The sequence below is a fragment of the Agromyces sp. Soil535 genome, assembly GCF_001428255.1.
Classification (GTDB): Bacteria; Actinomycetota; Actinomycetes; order Actinomycetales; family Microbacteriaceae; genus Agromyces.
In genome coordinates, this window is sequence record NZ_LMRW01000003.1 from 51,438 (window position 1) to 66,934 (window position 15,497).

Consider the following 15,497-nt stretch of genomic DNA (forward strand, 5'->3'; position numbering starts at 1 on the left):
AAATCTGCCGATCTCGCGGGCGTCCCCGGCGAGAGGACGGGTTCGGCGTTTCGCCACCGCCGACACCGCCGAATCCCGTCCTCTCGATCGCGTGGCGACCTATCCTCGAGGGGTGCCCTCCGCCATCTCCACCGCCGCAACCGTCGTGCTCGACGCACGCGACTGGCGCGCCCGCGAGGAGGCGCATGCGGAGCGGGCGGATGCGCTCACCGCGGCGCATCGCGCCCGCGCGACGCGGGGCGAGCGGCATCCGATCGAGGACTTCCTGTTCACGTACTACCCCTACTCGCCGAGCCTGCTGCGCCGGTGGCACCCCGGCGCGGGCGTCGAGCTGGCGGATGCCGCGGGCACGCCTCGCGCGGACTGGCGCTGGTACGCGCCTGGTGCGACGGCCCGCGGGCTCATCGTCGACCGCGCCGCGATGGAGCGCGAGAAGGCGCCGATGCTGGCGACGAGCGAGCTGCTGCTCGACGCGTTCGAACTGGCCCGGGACATCCGGTATCTCGACATGCAGGCCTCGCCCTACGACATGCGGGAGTGGGGCGGCGCCCCTGTGCGCATCGAGACGGGCGAGGGCAAGGCCGAGTACGTGCGCCGGCAGCGCGGGTTCGCCGAGCGGTCGAACGCGCTGCGGCACCGCATCCTCGACGCATGGCGGGGTGCAGGCGCCGTGGGTGAGGAAGGCGGCACGCTTGCCGCACGACACGGCACCGTCGTAGCGTCGACCCATGGATGATCGCACGCGCGGGCGCGAGCGACTGGCCGAGGTCGCGAGTGCGCTGACGGCTCGGCCGGATGTCGAGGTCGGCCGCATGTTCGGGTCCGAGGGCTACTCCGTACGCGGCAAGATGTTCGCGTTCGTCGCGAAGGACGGGCGGCTCACGGTGAAGCTCTCGGCCGAGCTCATCGAGGAGCTCGGGCTCGACAACATGGTGATGCGCGGCAGTCCGATGCGCGAGTGGGCGGTCGTGCCGTTCGACGACGGAGCCGATCGCTGGCGTTCGGTCGCCGCGGACGCCTACGCCTTCGTGGACTCGATCACGCCGAAGTCCGACGCGGCCGGCGCGGCCGACGCCGGCCGCGCGACCGACGCCGACTGAGCCGATGGAACTCGCGTTCAGCGGTGAGCTGTGGTTCTGGCGGGGTCCCGCGCCCTGGCACTTCGTGACGGTTCCCCACGATGAGGCCGTCGCACTCGAGGCCATCTCGCCGGCCGTCACCTACGGCTGGGGGATGATCCCGGTCACGGTGCGCATCGGCCGCAGCGACTGGGCGACGTCGCTCTGGCCGAAGGACGGCGGATACATCGTGCCGGTGAAGGCCTGGGTGCGCGAGGCCGAGGGGCTCGACGTGGGCGACCCGGTCGACGTGCGACTGACCGTCGACCTCTGACTCGACCGGCGCCGAAGTGCCGGAGTGCCGAAGTGCCGGGGTCTCGGTGCGCGGATGAGTCGGCGCATCGAGCCAGGCGGTCCTCATTGCCCGGCCGCCATGACGACGGCCGCCAGGTCTGAACCGGCTCGAAGCAGCGCCACCGTCCGTGTGGCGAGCCGATCGAGGCGTTGCTGGAGGATGCGCCGAGTCTCGCCGAGCCCGTCGAGGCTGCCGAGGGAGCCCATGAGGTCACGCACGGCGGCGATGCCGTAGCCGCTGTTGCGGAGGGCTGCCACGATTCGAGCCTCCCGGATGGCTGAAAGACCGTACCGACGTGCCCGAAGCGAGGTCACCCGCTCGGGGAGGACCAGCCCTTCCTGTTCCCAGAACCGCAGGGTCGACGGGCGCACGTTGAGTGCTCCGGCGAGCTCGGTGATCGTCATCGCGTCACGCTCCTGCTCGCCTACGGTCGCTTCAGCTTGGATCGCACGCAGCGCGTCCTGGGCCCGTAACGCCTCGTCCCGTTCCCGCGCGAGACCGACGTGCACCGCGCTGATCGCCGCGGCCGCCTCGGCGAGCGTGGCCGTTCGCAGCTCCGCGAGCAGCTGCCGGGCTGCCACCGGCCCGACTGCACCTGCGAGTCCTCGATAGGCACGGAGCGCGTGCACGTGGATCGACGTGTAGGAGCGGTATCCGTTCGCCGAGCGGGCAGCCGGCGGAATGACCCCCAGCCGTTCGAGGTCCCGGACCTGTTGCGCCGAGTACCCCGATGCTCTGGCGACGTCGACCGTCCGGAGCGGCGCCGGTTGCGAATCGCTCGCGGACTCGTCCATCATCCAACCCCACAGATGCACTTGAAGGTGATGCTTGAACCATGAGTATGGAACAGATCATCGCGACCGTGCGAGGTTTCGACGGCGCGTTCGTGGTCGCCCCGGAGCCGGGCGACGACGTTCCCGAGATCGCGTGGGGCGACGCGTTCTTCTACTACGCGCCAGACGGCCGGATGCCTCAGCACGTCCAGCCCTACGGGACGATCGTCACCAAGGACTACCCCGACGAAACCGGCTCCGACCTCGACCGTCCGGGCCGCTGGCGCGTGAACATCCACGTCGACCGCGCCACGTTCCTGGAGCTCACCGGGGAGGAACCCCGCAGCCTCACTCAACCTCGCGACTTCGCAACCGCGGACGTGGTGAATCCACACCCGGTCTACGGCGCACTCGGCTGGATCGCCGTCGTCAACCCCGCCGAGAAGACCACCGACACGGTCGTGCAGCTGCTGCGCGCCGCGCACGACGCCGCCCGCGCGCGTGTCGATCGACGGCGCGCCACCTAGGGTTCGCTGCCGAGCCGGTCGATCGTCTGCTGCAGCACGCGCTCGAACGCGCCGGGCCCGACCGAGATGGAGCCCTGGTACGGGTGATCCATGTCGGCCGTGACGAAGATCACGAGGCCGACGAAGAGCGCGAGCAGCCCGGCGATCAGCAGGTGCAAGCCGACCTTCTTCACGTGGATGAACCCGATCAGCACCGCGTTCACCGCGGCGCCGACCCAGATGACCAGCCAGAACGGCGGCGGAAGCTCGAGCGAGGTCGCATCGATGCGGGCGCGTCGGGACTCGATGAAGTCGTCGAAGGTCGCGAGCAGCTGGATGAACTCGGCCTGCTGTTGGAGGTCGGCCGGCTCGTAGTCGTGCAGCAGTCGCTCCAGGTCGTCCACCAGCACGGCACTGCCCTCGGGCAGGATGCCGCGCCGCTGCGACGGGAAGTCCTGGTCGACGACCGTGTGCACGTACTCCTGGATCGTCTCGCGCATGGGTGCGCCGGCGTCTTGCGGCAGGCCGGTGGTGCCCCGGTAGAGGGCGGTGAGCTGGGCGGCTTCCTCGAGCGTCGACACACGGGTGTCGGCGAAGTTCTCGTACACCGACACCGCCACGAGCGCGAGCAGGATACCGAAGAACACGCCGAACGTGCCGATCACGTGCGCGAGCGCGTGATCCCACTCCCGCGGGTCGTCGACGAGCTTCCGTATCACGGGGCGCAGGCCGATGACGACCAGGCACGAGAGCGCCACGAAGCCGCCGACGAACAGCGGTAACGTGATCCAGATCTCGGTGGAGTAGAACCAGTCGGTCAACATTCCGCCCCCTTCCCCGGTGAGCTGCGGTCACGGCGACGCACCCGATCGGGGTTCAGCCTAGGGATTCCTTCCCGCCGCCGCACCGACGGATCGCGAATTCGGCGGTCGTCGTCCGGCTTCCGGATGCCGCGGCTCTGCGCGCGTCCTACGATGACGGCATGGCGGTGCACGAGCGCGTCCACATCGTCACCGGCGCCGCCGGCGGGATCGGCCGGCGGATCGCCGAGGTGCTGCTCGCCGAGCACGCGGCGGTCGTCGTGGTCGACGTGCGGCCCGCCGACTGGCTCGCGGATGCCGCGGGCGCCTCGATCGTGGGCGACGCCGGCGACCTCGAGGTGCTCGAGCGAGCGGTCGACCGCGCCCGTTCGCTCGGCGAGCTGCGCGGCTGGGTGAACAACGCCGCGGTGTTCCGCGACGCGTGGCTGCACGAGGCGGGCGGCCCGGCGACCCTCGGCCTCGTCGAGGCGAACCTGCGGCCTGTGCTCTGCGGCGCCGCTGCCGCGGTCGACGAGTTCCTGCGCAGCGGCGTCCCGGGTGCGATCGTGAACGTGTCGTCGCACCTGGCGCAGCGCGCCGTCCGGGGCGCCCTGCCCTACGCCACGGCGAAGGCCGCGATCGAGGGCCTCACGCGTGCGATCGCGGTGGACTACGGCAGTCGCGGCATCCGCTGCAACTGCGTCGCGCTCGGCTCGATCGTGACCGAGCGATACACGAGCCACCTCGCCGAACTCGGCGTCCGGAGCCGCGCCGCGTTCGAGGCGGAGGTGCGGCGGCTGCATCCGCTCGGTCGGCCCGGTGAGCCCGACGACGTCGCGCGCACCGTGGCGTTCCTGCTCTCGGATGCCTCGAGCTTCATCACCGGCGCGGTGATCCCGGTCGACGGGGGCCGCGCTGCGCGCGGCGCCGACCCCGAGGAGCGCTGACCGCGGGCGGCGGGGACGCGGGCGTCCATCGACGCCGTGCCGGGGCATCCGTGGCTCAGGCCGACCCGGTCTCGCGCAGGTGCACGCGCTCGCCCTGGCGGCTGAGCAGGTTGAGGATCTCCGCGGGCTCGAGCGAGGCGCTCGCGTGGCCGTGCGGCACGCGGGTGTCGAACTCGGCGGCCTCGCCCGCTTCGAGCACGATCTCGTCGTCGCCGAGTGCGAGCCGCACGCGGCCGCTGAGCACGTAGATCCAGTCGTAGCCCTCGTGGGCACGCTGAGCGACGGGCGCCTCGGGCGGATGCCCCGGGAGCACCATCTTGTAGGCGTGCACGTCGGGGTTGTCGCGGGTGAGCGGGATGATGGCGCGCCCGCCGCGGTAGAACGGCTTCGGATGCACCCGGGGGTCGGCGATCTGCGGGGCGCCGACGAGGTCGTCGAGGCTGGCGCCGTACACGCCCGCGAGGCGGATGAGCAGGTCGAGCGTGGGCCGGCGACCGCCGGACTCGAGCCGCGACAGCGTGCTCACCGAGATCCCGGTCTGCTCCGAGAGCTCGGCGAGGGTGAGGCCGCGGCGGGCACGTAGGGCTCGCAGGCGCGGCGCGACCCCGTCGAGCACGCGGTCGAGTTCATCGGGCATCCGGTCGCTCCTTTTGCCGTTCCGGCAACTCGAGTTGCCTTAGTGGCAGGTTAGCCGCAGAGTCGGACCATGCACAACACCACGTGGGACGTCATCATCATCGGCGGCGGCAGCGCCGGACTCAGCGCAGCACTCATGCTGGGCCGCGCCCGGCGTCAGGTCCTCGTGCTCGACGCGGGCGAGCCGCGGAATCGCTTCGCGCCTCACATGCACGGCGTCCTGGGTCGCGACGGCTGGTCACCCTTCGACCTGCTCGCCGCCGGCCGTGAGGAGGTGGAGCGATACGGCGTCGTCATCCAGTCGGGGGATGTCGCGAGCGCGTCGCTCGGCGCCGACGGATTCGACGTCGTGCTCGACGGCGGCGACCAGCACGTCGGGCGCCGGATGCTCGTCGCCACGGGCCTCCGCGATGAGTTGCCCGACATCCCCGGCCTCGCCGAGTTGTGGGGTACGGGCGCCGTCGTGTGCCCGTACTGCGACGGCTGGGAGGTGCGCGACCGGCGCATCGCCGTGCTCGCGACCGGGGCCATGAGCGGGCACCAGGCACAGCTGCTCCGCCAATGGTCGAGCGACGTCACGTACTTCGTCAACGGATCGGAGCTCCCCGCGGAGGCCTATACCGCCCTCGTCGCCCGCGGCGTCGCGGTCGAGTCCCGCGAGGTGGTGCGCGTCGTCGCCGACGAACACGGCGGTCTCAGCGGCATCCGGCTCGCCGACTGCACCGACGTGGCGGTGGACTCCGTCTTCCTGCACCCGCTTCCGCTGCCGAACGACGCCGTACTCCGCGACCTCGGGGCGGCGACCACCGAGCACATGGGCGTCGACTGGGTCGCCGTCGACGGCGACGGTCGCACGAGCGTGCCCGGACTCTGGGCGGCGGGCAACGTCGTGTCCCCCCGCACGTCGGTGCCCATCGCGTCAGGCGCGGGGAACCTCGCCGGCGCCTCGATCAACGCCGACCTCGTCGAAGAGGAGATCCGGCAGGCGGTCGCGGCATCCGGCGCGTCAGGGGTCTGACTGCTCACCCCGCGGGCCCCGATGGACCGCGGCGTACGCCCTCGGTACCCGCCTTCACACTGATAGTTTTAGTATCGATAGTGCTACTATCAGTGCATGCGGATCTCGCGGCTCAGCCAGCAGAGCGGGGTGCCGGTCTCGACGTTGAAGTACTACCTGAGGGAGGGGCTCCTCCACGAGGGCGAACGCCTGAGCGGCAACCAGACCGACTACGACGAGTCCCACGTGCAGCGGGTGCGACTCGTTCGCGCCCTGCTCGACACCGGTGGGCTGTCGATCGCTGCGGCGAAGCGCGTGCTGTCGACGCTCGAAGCCGAGCCCGACACGATCGCGACGACCTTCGAGGCGGCGCAACACGCGATGGCCGTGGGCCGGGCGTCGAGCGATCCGTCCGAGGCATCGCGACGGCGGATCGCCGACGTCGCGTCCGCCCGGGGCTGGCGGATCTCCCCCGACAACCCGGGATTCGACCTCGCCGCACGCGTGCTCGACGACTTCTCGGCGATCGGCTTCGAGCCGTCAGACGAGTATCTCGGCGCGTATGCGGCGGCTGCAGATCTCATCGCCCGGGCTGACCTCTCGGCGCTGCTGGAGCGCGAGGACCCCGCGCTCATCGCCGAGCTCATGGTCGTCGGCACGGTGGTGGGCGACGCCCTCACCGCGGGCCTCCGGCGCCTCGCGCACCAGGAAGCGACCGCCGAGCTCTTCCCCACGCCCGACCCCAACCACCGAAAGGATTCGTCATGACCACTCACCTCATCCTCGGAAGCAACGGCGTCGTCGGCCGCGAGACGATCGCGGCGCTTCGCGCAGGCGGCCACTCCGTGACGGCGGTCTCGCGTACCACGTCCTCGGACTCCGAGGTCACGCATATCGCCGCCGACCTGCGGGACGCCGCATCCGCTTCCCGCGCAATGCAGGGTGCCGACGTCGCCTACCTGACCGTGGGCCTGCCGTACTCCACCCGGGCGTGGCGGCGAGACTGGCCGGTGCTGCTGCGCAACGCCATCGACGGATGCCTCGCCAACGGCACCCACCTCGTGTACTTCGACAACGTCTATGCGTACGGGCGCACCGACGCGCCGATGACGGAGTCGACCCCGATCCGGCCGACGAGCCGCAAAGGCGAGGTTCGCGCCGGGCTGCTCCGGATGCTCGACGCGGCACGCGACGAGCACGGGCTCGACGTCACGGTCGGTCGCAGTGCCGACTTCTACGGACCCGGCGCATCGACGAGCGCGTTCAACATGTTCGCGATCGACCGGGTCACCGCCGGCAAGCCGCCGACCTGGCTGTTCGACGCGAGCCAGCCGCACTCCATGACCTATACACCCGACATCGGCGCCGCCCTGGCGGTGCTCGGCACCGACGACCGCGCCCGCGGGCGCGTCTGGCACCTGCCGACGGCCCCCGCCCTGACCGGCGAGCAGTACCTCGCCCTCACGACCGGCGACCGGCTTCGCCACCGCACGATGTCGATGGGCACGATGCGGTTCGGCTCACTCTTCTCGAGCGCCGCCCGCGAGACCCTCGAGATGGCCTACCAGTACACCGGGCCGTACGAGTTCGACTCGACCGCGTTCGAGCGCACATTCGGAGTCGCGCCGACGCCGTACGTCGAGGGCATCGCGGCATCGTTGGGGCGCGCCACGGCCCGCACCTGAATGCACGAACTCGCCGGCCCCTCGCTCATCAGGCGCGAGTGGTGCAGGTGCCATGCCCTCGGGTCACCGCCGCAGATCGTCGCGCTCGACGATCCGGGCGGGGTCCCACGCCTCCGCCCAGCCGAGCTCGTCGAACATGCGCGAGAGCACCAGGGCGGTGAAGCCCCAGACGAGCCGGCCGTCGACCGTGAAGGCCGGCGACCGGTAGGCGCGCGTGCCGAGCCTGAACTCCGTGTTCGCTCGGTTCGCCGGGTCGAGCAGATCCGCGACGGGCACCCGGAACACCTCGACGGATTCGTCGTGGTCGACAGCCGCCACGTCGGATGGGCGTGTCCACCACGCCGGTACCGGTGTGACGATGTGGTTGCTCACGGGCACGGACATCACGGGGAGCGTGCCGAGCGGCTCGATTCCGTCGGGGTCGAGGCCCGTCTCCTCGGCGGCCTCCCGCAGCGCCGCCGCGATCGGTCCATCGTCGGATGCCTCGAGCCGGCCGCCCGGGAAGGCGATCTGGCCGGCGTGGCTCCCGAGCGTCGCCGCGCGACGGAGCAACAGCACATCGAGGTCGCGCGCGACGGGACCGCTCGCACGGGACGGCACTGAATCGAGCACGCCGAACAGCACGAGCACGGCCGCCGGTCGCGGGTTCGTGTCATCCCACAGCCCCTGGGGCGTGTCGGCGTGCCACTCGAGGCCGCGCTCGCACAGGGCGATGAGCTCGGCGCGGGGATCAGTGGACGCGATCAGAAGTCCTCTCGCGCCTCGCGGAGTTCACTCAACGCGTCCTCAGCAGCTTGCCACTCCTCGAGCGCCGACGTCAGCTGGCGCTCGAGCCAGGCGGCATCCTGCCCTGCATCGGCGGCCCGCAATTGCGCGAGCCGCTCCGTCGGCGATCCCGTCAGGTCGTCCATTGCTCCACCCTCCACCCCGGGTGCGGGCGTGCCGACGACCGACGGCCGCGTACTTCGAGCCCGCATGAAAGCCATCCTGCCAGCCCCGGCCGACGAGCCATAGGGCCCGGTCAGACGTGCTCGTTCACGACGTGCCTACGCCAACCGCGCCGTGCCGCGCTCGACCAGTTCGCGCACGAGGTCGACGGTCGCGCCGAGATCCATGGCGGTGGTGTCCACCACGTGGTGCTCGAGCTCGCCGAGGTCCGCGAATTGCCGGTGCAGGTCACGGATGACGCTCTCATCGCTGAGCTCATCCGTGACCTGCACCGGCCGTTCACAGTGTCCGACTCGGAGGTTCGTCCGCGAGGAGACGTTGAAATAGCCGCGGGCCCGGAGCCGCCGCTCAGTACGCCGGCGGCTCTGGCGCTGGTGTCGGATCGGCGCAGGCGTCCGGGAACGCTTCGCAGATCGTGATCGTCGGGAATTCCAGGTTCGGCGGTGGGAAGTGGAGCGTCCCGCTTGAGCTTGCCGACTCCTCGACGTCGAGCTCCGCTCGGCGCGCCGCCTCCGCGGCCGCCTCCTGCTCCGCCAGCACCGCCGATGCCTGCGACGACTCCAAGGCGCCGGCGGCTGCGATCCATTGTTCGACGCCACCCGACTCGGCCGCGACCACCGCGTCGCGCGCGACCACGAGGGTCGACCGCAGGTCCGCGGCAGCCTTCGGGTTGGCTGCGATGAGCTCGTCGCTGCGCCGGGTGATCTCGCGTACGATCGCCGCCTCCGCACGGCGTGCCGAGGTGCAGGCCTCCTCCGTCGCCCGCGCCGTCGATGCGAGTGCGGCGACCTCCGCCTCCGTCGTGACGAGCGCATCGCGGAGCACCACGAGCGACGAGTCGAGTTCGTCGAGGCCCGCGTCGCCAGGTGGTCGGGGCGGCGGAGCCGGGTCGTACGCCGGTACCGGGGAGGCATCCGCTGCGCGTTGCACCGTGGTCGTTGCTTGCCCCAATGCGGACGGCGTGAAGCGCGTGCCGCTTCCGGCAAAGGGGCTGAGCCGCGAGGACACGTCCGCCACGCACACCGACGAGGCCAGGTGCGCCGACACGACCGCACGCCCCACCTCGACCCTCGTGGTTATCGTTCGGACGATCCCATCGATCTCGGTGTTGAGCCTTGTTCGCGTTCCTGCCTCGGCACTCGCGGCCCAGACTACGCTCGTCCCGCCGAGCACGAGGGCGGATGCCGCGATGACGGCGATGAGTACGCGACGCTCCTGACGGAACCGGCGGGTGAACTCTCGCAGCGTCATCACCGTGCGAGTCTATTGGCACGCCGGGTGTCCGCCACAACCGACCGATTCGAGGGAGCGTCGTGCCATCCGGCCCGCCCATACGACTACTGGTGGTCACATTTCGGCGACCCGGCACGTCGACAGAGTGAGGCATTCGCCGCGGCCAGCGGCAACTCAGAGCGAGAGGAAGGATCCACCATGAAGATCGGCGCATCTCCGGACTCGAGTACCGGGTGAAGGACCTCGACACGACCGTGCAGTTCTACGAGTCGCTGGGCTTCCGCATCGGCAAGCGCGAGGACCACGCGGCGACCTGTCATGTCAACTGGTTCTGGATCCGGTTCATCGCCGCCGAGGAGGCGGGGCCTGCGCCCGAGCAGCCTGCACTGTACATGAAGGTCGACGACATCGACGACGCCTACGGATCCGTCGTCGCACAGGGACACCTGCCGTCGACTGAGCCGCGAAAGCAGCGTACGGGTGGACCGCGAGAGTTCCGACTCGACGACCCCGACGGCAACACCCGCGCGTTCTTCGCGAAGTGACCGAACGCCCGGCGTCGTGCTGGGCCGGGCGTTTCCGCGTCGAGCACGCCGTAGGCCCAACCCTCGATTCCGCAGGAAGAATCGGGCCGGCTGCGGCGTGTCGGGGGCCCGACACGCCATCAGCACGCCCGTTCTTCCTGCACTGCTACTCGGCGGCGCTCGACGGCTCGAGCTCGAGCTCGAGCTCGAGGGTCATGAAGACGCTGTTCGGGTCGAGCCGGTACTCGGCGAACGGCCCGCACTCCCGGAACCCGTACTTCGCATACAGCGTGCGAGCGGGACGGAAGAACTCCTGCGACCCCGTCTCGAGGCTGACCCACCGGTAGCCCCGCTGCGCCGACTCGGCGAGCACGTGCTCGAGCAGGCGTGCTCCGAGCCCACGGCCCCGCGCCGCAGCATCCGTGCGCATCGACTTGAGCTCACCGTGCGCCGGATCGAGCTCCTTCAGCGCGACGCAACCGAGCAGGTCGTCGCCCTCGGCGATCGTCCAGAAGGTAACGTCGGACACCGCGAGGCCCGAGACGTCGAGCGCGTGGACGCTCTCGGCAGGAGACGTAGCGAACATGTCGGTGAGATGGTCGGTGAGCAGGCGGATGACGCGCTCGTCCGCGAGGTCGCCGAGGTCGATGGAGGTGGTGGTCGTCACCCGTCCATTCTCTCGTCAGCGACCGGCGGCGGGTGGACCGGCGCTCTCGCGGACGACGAGCTCCGGGAGCTCGGACGAGCTGCGGCGCACGGCATCGCCGCTCATCGCGCCCCGAAGCAGTTCGAATGCGCGCGCGCCGAGGCCGCCGAAATCCTGCCGAACCGTCGTGAGGGCAGGTGACCACATCGCGGCCAGCGGATGGTCGTCGAACCCGACGACGCTGACGTCGTCGGGCACCCGCACGCCGACGTCGCTGAGCCCCTTGATCACGCCCATCGCGATCTCGTCGTTCCCGCAGAACACCGCGGTGATCTCCCGGTCGCGCCCGATCTCCTGGCCGATCGTCCGTCCGGACTCGGGCGACCACGTCGCCTCGAACAGCGCGGGCGGCTCCACGCCGGCTTTCTTGAGCGCGCGTCGCCACCCCGTGGTGCGGCCGTCCTCACGTCGGGACGGCGGAACGCGAACGTGGTGGACCGTGCGGTGACCGAGGGCGAGCAGGTGCTCGGTCAGCGCCTCCGCGGCACGACTCTCGTCGAGCACGGCCTGTGCGACATCGCGGGAACGCACGCCGGAGACGGCGACGATCGGGATGTCGCGCGGCAGGCGCTCGAGCACGGCGACACCCGGGGGGTCGAACTTGAGCACGACCAACCCGGCGGGGCTCTGGTCGAGCACCAGCGCCACGGCACGCTCGACCTCGTCGGGTTCGGTGGTCTCGACCACCGTGATCGTCACGGTGTAGCCGTCGGCCCTCGCCTCCTCCTCCACCCCGCGGATCGTCTCGGCGTAGCCGTACTGGGAGGTGTTGCCCGCCACGATCGCGATCGTGTGCGACTGCCGGGACGCGAGCGCTCGCGCCGTCGCGCTCGGTCGATAGTTGAGCTTCGCGATCGCGTCGAGGACGAGCCGCTCCTTCTCCGGGCGCACGCGCGCGGCGCCGGTGAGCACGCGCGACACGGTCGGCACGGATACGCCGGCCAGCTTCGCGACATCCGCGATCACCGCCGGGCGCGGAGTGTTCTTGCCCGCCATCGCGCTCCTCGCCGCTCGGATCGGGCGGCGTACGCCCGATCTCGGTCCCTGCGGCTCCCATTCTGGCTGTCCATCGGCCTGCTGCGCGACCGACGGCACTGGCGCGTCTATTTGACCGCTCCGCTGGTGACGCCGGAGATGATCTTCCGCTGCGCGAACGCGAAGACGAGCAGCAGGGGCAGGCTCATGAGGATGATGTACGCGAAGATCAGGTGCCAGTTCTGCAGGTAGAGTCCGGCGCTCGCCACCTGGAAGAGGTTCAGGGGCAGGGTGTCCAGCCGTCCGCCGACCGCGAAGAGCGCGTAGAAGACGTCGTTCCAGATGTAGAGGCAGATGAGGATGGTCGCCGTTGCGAGCACCGGCATCAGCAGCGGCAGGATGATGCGGACGAACACCTTGACCGGCCCCGCTCCGTCGACACGCGCGGCTTCCTCGAGTTCCTGCGGGATGGTCCGCACGAAGCCGGTGACGAAGAAGATCACGGTCGATAGGTACATGCCCATGTACACCCCGATCATGCCGACCGGCGTTCCCGCGAGCCCGAGCTGGCGCAGGAGCAACACGATCGTCACGACCGCCGGCGGCAGCACGATACCGCTGATGGCCAGGGCGTAGACCACCGCGAGCCCGCGGCTGCTGCGCCGCGCGAGAACCCACGCTGCCATCGAGCCCAGGATGAGCACGCCGAACACCGCAGGAATCATCACCAGCAGGCTGCCGCCGAAGGCGAGCGCCATGCGTCCTTCGGTGAAGACCTGGGCGAGGTTCTCGAAGAGCTGCCACTGCGACGGCGGCGCGAGGTTCGGGTTGAGCGCCTCCGCCTGGCTCTTGCCGGCGGTGCTGATGACCAGCCAGAACGGCACCCCGAGCAGCAGGACCAGCGCCAGCACGGTGACGATGGGCTGGGCGATGTCGGCGAGGGAACGACGTCGGCGCATCCTCGAAGCGGTCGCGCTCACAGCACGTCCTCTCTCTTGCGAAGGAACCGGATGACCGGGAAGGCCAGGATCATGACCATCAGGAAGAGCACCAGGCTCATCGTCGTCGCCTGCGCGAAGAGCCCTTGGCCGAAGGTGCGGAAGATGAAGATGTTCAGCAGCTCGGTGGTTCCGCCCGGACCGCCCTCGGTGGTGGCTTGCACGATGTCGAAGCCGTTCATCGAGCCGAGCAGCGCGGTCGCCACGTTGAAGGTGATCGCCGGCGCGAGGAGTGGGATGCGGATGTAGACGAGGGTCTGCCACCATCCCGCGCCGTCGAGGCGGCTCGCCTCGAGCACGTCGGGGTTGATCGTCTTGAGTCCGGCGAGGTAGATGAGCATCGACAGGCCCATCCACTTCCAGGCGTGCACGAGCGCGACCACGACGATCGTCCAGGTCGTGTCGCCGAGCCAGGCGATGCTGATGTCGGTGCCGGTGATGAATCCGAGGATGTCGTTGAGGGCGCCCTCGGGCTTCAGGAGGGCCTGGAAGATGTAGCCGACGGCGAGCGCGGACATGATCACGGGGACGAAGAACGCCACGCGCGCGGCACGGTTGAGCGGCGTGTCCTTCTCGAGGAGCAGCGCGAGGGCGAGTCCGAACACGTTCTGGAAGATCGCGACGAGCACTGCGTAGACGAGCGTGACCCGCAACGAGTTGAGGAGGGTTCCGTTGGCGAAGAGCGCCACGAAGTTGTCGAAGCCGACGAAGCTGATGCCGGACTTGAAGCTCGACCAGTCGGTGAACGCGTAGATGAAGTTGAAGAGCGTCGGCACGAAGAAGAAGACCACGAGCACCGCGAGCGCGGGCAGCAGGAACCACAGCGGGTGATCCTGCCGTCGCCCCCTCGGCCGGGCCGAGATCGGCGACGCGAGCGACGGGGCGGCGCCTGGGGCGACGATCGCGCGGGTTGTGGTGGTGGACACGGGGTTCGTTCCGCCTTTCATGGAGTGTCCGTGCACCGGGCGGGAGGTCCGCCCGGTGCACGGATCGGGGTCAGAAGCCTTCGGCTCCCTGCGCCTTGGCGAGTTGCGCGAACTGGTCCTGCGTGGCCTGCGCGACCTCTTCAGGCGTCTTCGTGCCCTGGATCATATCCGCGAGGAAGATGTACAGGTCGGGGTTCGCGATGGCGAGAGCCTGCATCGACCCCACCGAGCTGCCCAGCGAGTCGCTGACGGCGAGGAGGGCGCTCGGTACCGTGTCGGGCGTCGCCACGTCGTCCTGCAGCGACACGGTCTCGCGCGTCTCGACGAAGTCGGCGTAGCCGTCGCCCAGCCAGTAGGAGAGGAGCTGGCGTGCTGCTGCCTCCTTCGCCGCGTCGCCGGTCTTGAAAGCGACGAGGGCGTTGCTCTGGTCGGGGATGAAGGTGCCGACGTTGCCCGACGGGGAGATCGGGAAGAAGCCGATGGTCTCGTCGAGCTCCTCGGCCGACGCCTTGGACTGGAGCTGGTTGAAGAAGGAGTTCACCTGCACGACCATCGCGGCATCGCCGGCGAGCAGGGCGTCGCCCTGGTCCTCGAACGTGGCCGTCTTGATGTCCTCGTTGAACAGCCCCTCGTCGATGAGGCCCTTGTAGGTCTCGATGGTGCCGAGGATGGTCGGGTCGGTGAACTTCTCCTCGTTCGCATTGACGCGATCCCAGAGTCCGTCGGCCGCGGCATCCGCAAGCTGCACCTGCACCCACCACTGCGTGGCCCAGCGGTCGCCCGCCATCTCGTAGAAGGGCGTGACGCCGGCGGCCTTGAGGTCGCGGCCGAGCTGGACGAAGGAGTCCCAGTCGGTCGGCAGGTCGGTGACCCCTGCGTCGGCGAGGACCTTCTTGTTGTAGTAGACCCCCTCGACAGCCGGTGTCGTGATCAGTGCGGCGTAACGGGTGTCGTCGAGGATGCCGGTGATGTCGCGCAGGTCGGCGGCGGTGGCGTCGAGCCACGGCGCGTCATCGAGCGGCTGCAGGTTCGTCGTGGCGTTGAGCGCGGTGAGCTGGGATGCCGTCGGCTGCCAGAAGGCCAGATCGGGCTTGTCACCCGTGGCGACCTTCGTCTGGATGCCCTGCTCGTAGGGGTCGGGGATGGTGACCACGTCGATGCTCGCGCCGGTGAGCTCCTCGAAGCCGGCGACGACGCTCTCGGGAACGGTGTTCGAGTTCTGCGCCGCCCAGATCGTGAGCGAGACGCCATCGAGCTTCGTGTCCTGGGCGGGCCAGTCGGCTGGGGCGGAGTCGCCGCCGCCCGCGGTGGGGTCGCTGCATCCGGAGAGGACGAGTGCGGCTGCCGCGGCGACCGCGGCGAAGCCGATCAGAGTTTTCTTCATTGAACTTCTCTTTCTGTGAACGATACCTCGGCCTCGGGTGATGCCG

21 protein-coding genes are annotated in these 15,497 nt (G+C 70.0%); 9 read left to right on the top strand and 12 right to left on the bottom strand.

From position 1 onward, the window contains the following. Positions 1-112: 112 nt before the first annotated feature. The 3 genes from ASG80_RS04465 to ASG80_RS04475 are packed head-to-tail and all read left to right on the top strand — an operon-like array spanning position 113 to position 1,392. Positions 113-736 carry a hypothetical protein gene (locus ASG80_RS04465; RefSeq protein ID WP_056728953.1) on the top strand — a complete coding sequence of 208 codons (624 nt, stop codon included), beginning with the start codon at positions 113-115 and terminating at the stop codon, positions 734-736. Beyond that, positions 729-1,100, top strand: coding sequence for a TfoX/Sxy family protein (locus ASG80_RS04470; protein WP_056728954.1), 372 nt, complete (start codon positions 729-731; stop codon positions 1,098-1,100). The genes ASG80_RS04465 and ASG80_RS04470 overlap by 8 nt, the downstream gene beginning before the upstream one ends. Positions 1,101-1,104: 4 nt before the next feature. Next, entirely contained in the window at positions 1,105-1,392 is a 288-nt protein-coding gene (locus ASG80_RS04475) for a DUF1905 domain-containing protein (RefSeq protein ID WP_056728956.1), read from the top strand. Between the two features lie 83 nt (positions 1,393-1,475). On the opposite strand, the gene ASG80_RS04480 is transcribed toward ASG80_RS04475, so the two are convergent. Next, the gene (locus tag ASG80_RS04480) at positions 1,476-2,207 is read right to left on the bottom strand and encodes a MerR family transcriptional regulator (RefSeq protein WP_056728958.1); all 732 of its coding nucleotides are present in this window, start codon (positions 2,205-2,207) and stop codon (positions 1,476-1,478) included. Between the two features lie 41 nt (positions 2,208-2,248). Between ASG80_RS04480 and ASG80_RS04485 the strand changes: the two genes are divergently transcribed. Then, complete coding sequence (locus ASG80_RS04485; RefSeq protein WP_200952492.1) at positions 2,249-2,713, top strand: DUF6194 family protein; 465 nt, start codon at positions 2,249-2,251, stop codon at positions 2,711-2,713. Here the strand turns inward: ASG80_RS04485 and ASG80_RS04490 are convergent. Continuing rightward, positions 2,710-3,516 (bottom strand): DUF4239 domain-containing protein, encoded by an 807-nt coding sequence (locus tag ASG80_RS04490; RefSeq protein ID WP_056728962.1) that lies wholly within the window; start codon positions 3,514-3,516, stop codon positions 2,710-2,712. The genes ASG80_RS04485 and ASG80_RS04490 overlap by 4 nt on opposite strands. A 158-nt stretch (positions 3,517-3,674) precedes the next feature. Here ASG80_RS04490 and ASG80_RS04495 point away from each other — a divergent pair, with 158 nt between their 5' ends. After that, on the top strand, positions 3,675-4,439 hold the full coding sequence (locus tag ASG80_RS04495) for an SDR family NAD(P)-dependent oxidoreductase (protein WP_056728964.1): 765 nt from the start codon (positions 3,675-3,677) through the stop codon (positions 4,437-4,439). Between the two features lie 55 nt (positions 4,440-4,494). Here the strand turns inward: ASG80_RS04495 and ASG80_RS04500 are convergent, their stop codons facing one another. Beyond that, positions 4,495-5,076: a helix-turn-helix domain-containing protein gene (locus ASG80_RS04500; protein WP_056728966.1), complete on the bottom strand. Its 582-nt coding sequence runs from the start codon at positions 5,074-5,076 to the stop codon at positions 4,495-4,497. Between the two features lie 69 nt (positions 5,077-5,145). Here ASG80_RS04500 and ASG80_RS04505 point away from each other — a divergent pair, with 69 nt between their 5' ends. From ASG80_RS04505 to ASG80_RS04515, 3 genes are all read left to right on the top strand, one after another. Continuing rightward, positions 5,146-6,093, top strand: a complete 948-nt coding sequence (locus tag ASG80_RS04505; protein ID WP_056728968.1) for an NAD(P)/FAD-dependent oxidoreductase — start codon at positions 5,146-5,148, stop codon at positions 6,091-6,093. Positions 6,094-6,189: 96 nt separating this feature from the next. Then, positions 6,190-6,840 carry a MerR family transcriptional regulator gene (locus ASG80_RS04510; RefSeq protein WP_056728970.1) on the top strand — a complete coding sequence of 217 codons (651 nt, stop codon included), beginning with the start codon at positions 6,190-6,192 and terminating at the stop codon, positions 6,838-6,840. After that, positions 6,837-7,757, top strand: a complete 921-nt coding sequence (locus tag ASG80_RS04515; protein WP_056728972.1) for an NAD-dependent epimerase/dehydratase family protein — start codon at positions 6,837-6,839, stop codon at positions 7,755-7,757. The genes ASG80_RS04510 and ASG80_RS04515 overlap by 4 nt, the downstream gene beginning before the upstream one ends. 63 nt (positions 7,758-7,820) lie before the next feature. Here the strand turns inward: ASG80_RS04515 and ASG80_RS04520 are convergent, their stop codons facing one another. The 4 genes from ASG80_RS04520 to ASG80_RS04525 form a co-directional block, all read right to left on the bottom strand. Further along, positions 7,821-8,504, bottom strand: coding sequence for a CoA pyrophosphatase (locus ASG80_RS04520; protein ID WP_056728974.1), 684 nt, complete (start codon positions 8,502-8,504; stop codon positions 7,821-7,823). Further along, on the bottom strand, positions 8,501-8,668 hold the full coding sequence (locus ASG80_RS23360; RefSeq protein ID WP_156401645.1) for a hypothetical protein: 168 nt from the start codon (positions 8,666-8,668) through the stop codon (positions 8,501-8,503). The genes ASG80_RS04520 and ASG80_RS23360 overlap by 4 nt, the downstream gene beginning before the upstream one ends. Before the next feature lie 135 nt (positions 8,669-8,803). After that, complete coding sequence (locus tag ASG80_RS23365) at positions 8,804-8,977, bottom strand: hypothetical protein (RefSeq protein ID WP_156401646.1); 174 nt, start codon at positions 8,975-8,977, stop codon at positions 8,804-8,806. A gap of 76 nt (positions 8,978-9,053) precedes the next feature. Continuing rightward, the gene (locus ASG80_RS04525) at positions 9,054-9,959 is read right to left on the bottom strand and encodes a hypothetical protein (protein ID WP_156401647.1); all 906 of its coding nucleotides are present in this window, start codon (positions 9,957-9,959) and stop codon (positions 9,054-9,056) included. A 212-nt stretch (positions 9,960-10,171) separates the two neighbouring features. Here ASG80_RS04525 and ASG80_RS04530 point away from each other — a divergent pair, with 212 nt between their 5' ends. Continuing rightward, complete coding sequence (locus tag ASG80_RS04530) at positions 10,172-10,483, top strand: VOC family protein (protein WP_056728979.1); 312 nt, start codon at positions 10,172-10,174, stop codon at positions 10,481-10,483. 145 nt (positions 10,484-10,628) lie between these two features. Here ASG80_RS04530 and ASG80_RS04535 read toward each other — a convergent pair whose 3' ends face one another. The 5 genes from ASG80_RS04535 to ASG80_RS04555 all read right to left on the bottom strand — a co-directional run bounded on the left by ASG80_RS04535 (position 10,629) and on the right by ASG80_RS04555 (position 15,451). After that, the gene (locus tag ASG80_RS04535) at positions 10,629-11,129 is read right to left on the bottom strand and encodes a GNAT family N-acetyltransferase (RefSeq protein ID WP_235508164.1); all 501 of its coding nucleotides are present in this window, start codon (positions 11,127-11,129) and stop codon (positions 10,629-10,631) included. Positions 11,130-11,144: 15 nt separating this feature from the next. Beyond that, the gene (locus ASG80_RS04540; RefSeq protein WP_056728981.1) at positions 11,145-12,164 is read right to left on the bottom strand and encodes a LacI family DNA-binding transcriptional regulator; all 1,020 of its coding nucleotides are present in this window, start codon (positions 12,162-12,164) and stop codon (positions 11,145-11,147) included. Between the two features lie 107 nt (positions 12,165-12,271). Further along, on the bottom strand, positions 12,272-13,123 hold the full coding sequence (locus ASG80_RS04545) for a carbohydrate ABC transporter permease (protein ID WP_235508165.1): 852 nt from the start codon (positions 13,121-13,123) through the stop codon (positions 12,272-12,274). Next, positions 13,120-14,067, bottom strand: coding sequence for a carbohydrate ABC transporter permease (locus tag ASG80_RS04550; RefSeq protein WP_235508166.1), 948 nt, complete (start codon positions 14,065-14,067; stop codon positions 13,120-13,122). The genes ASG80_RS04545 and ASG80_RS04550 overlap by 4 nt, the downstream gene beginning before the upstream one ends. Before the next feature lie 70 nt (positions 14,068-14,137). After that, positions 14,138-15,451 carry an ABC transporter substrate-binding protein gene (locus ASG80_RS04555; protein ID WP_056728985.1) on the bottom strand — a complete coding sequence of 438 codons (1,314 nt, stop codon included), beginning with the start codon at positions 15,449-15,451 and terminating at the stop codon, positions 14,138-14,140. Between the last annotated feature and the right edge of the window lie 46 nt (positions 15,452-15,497).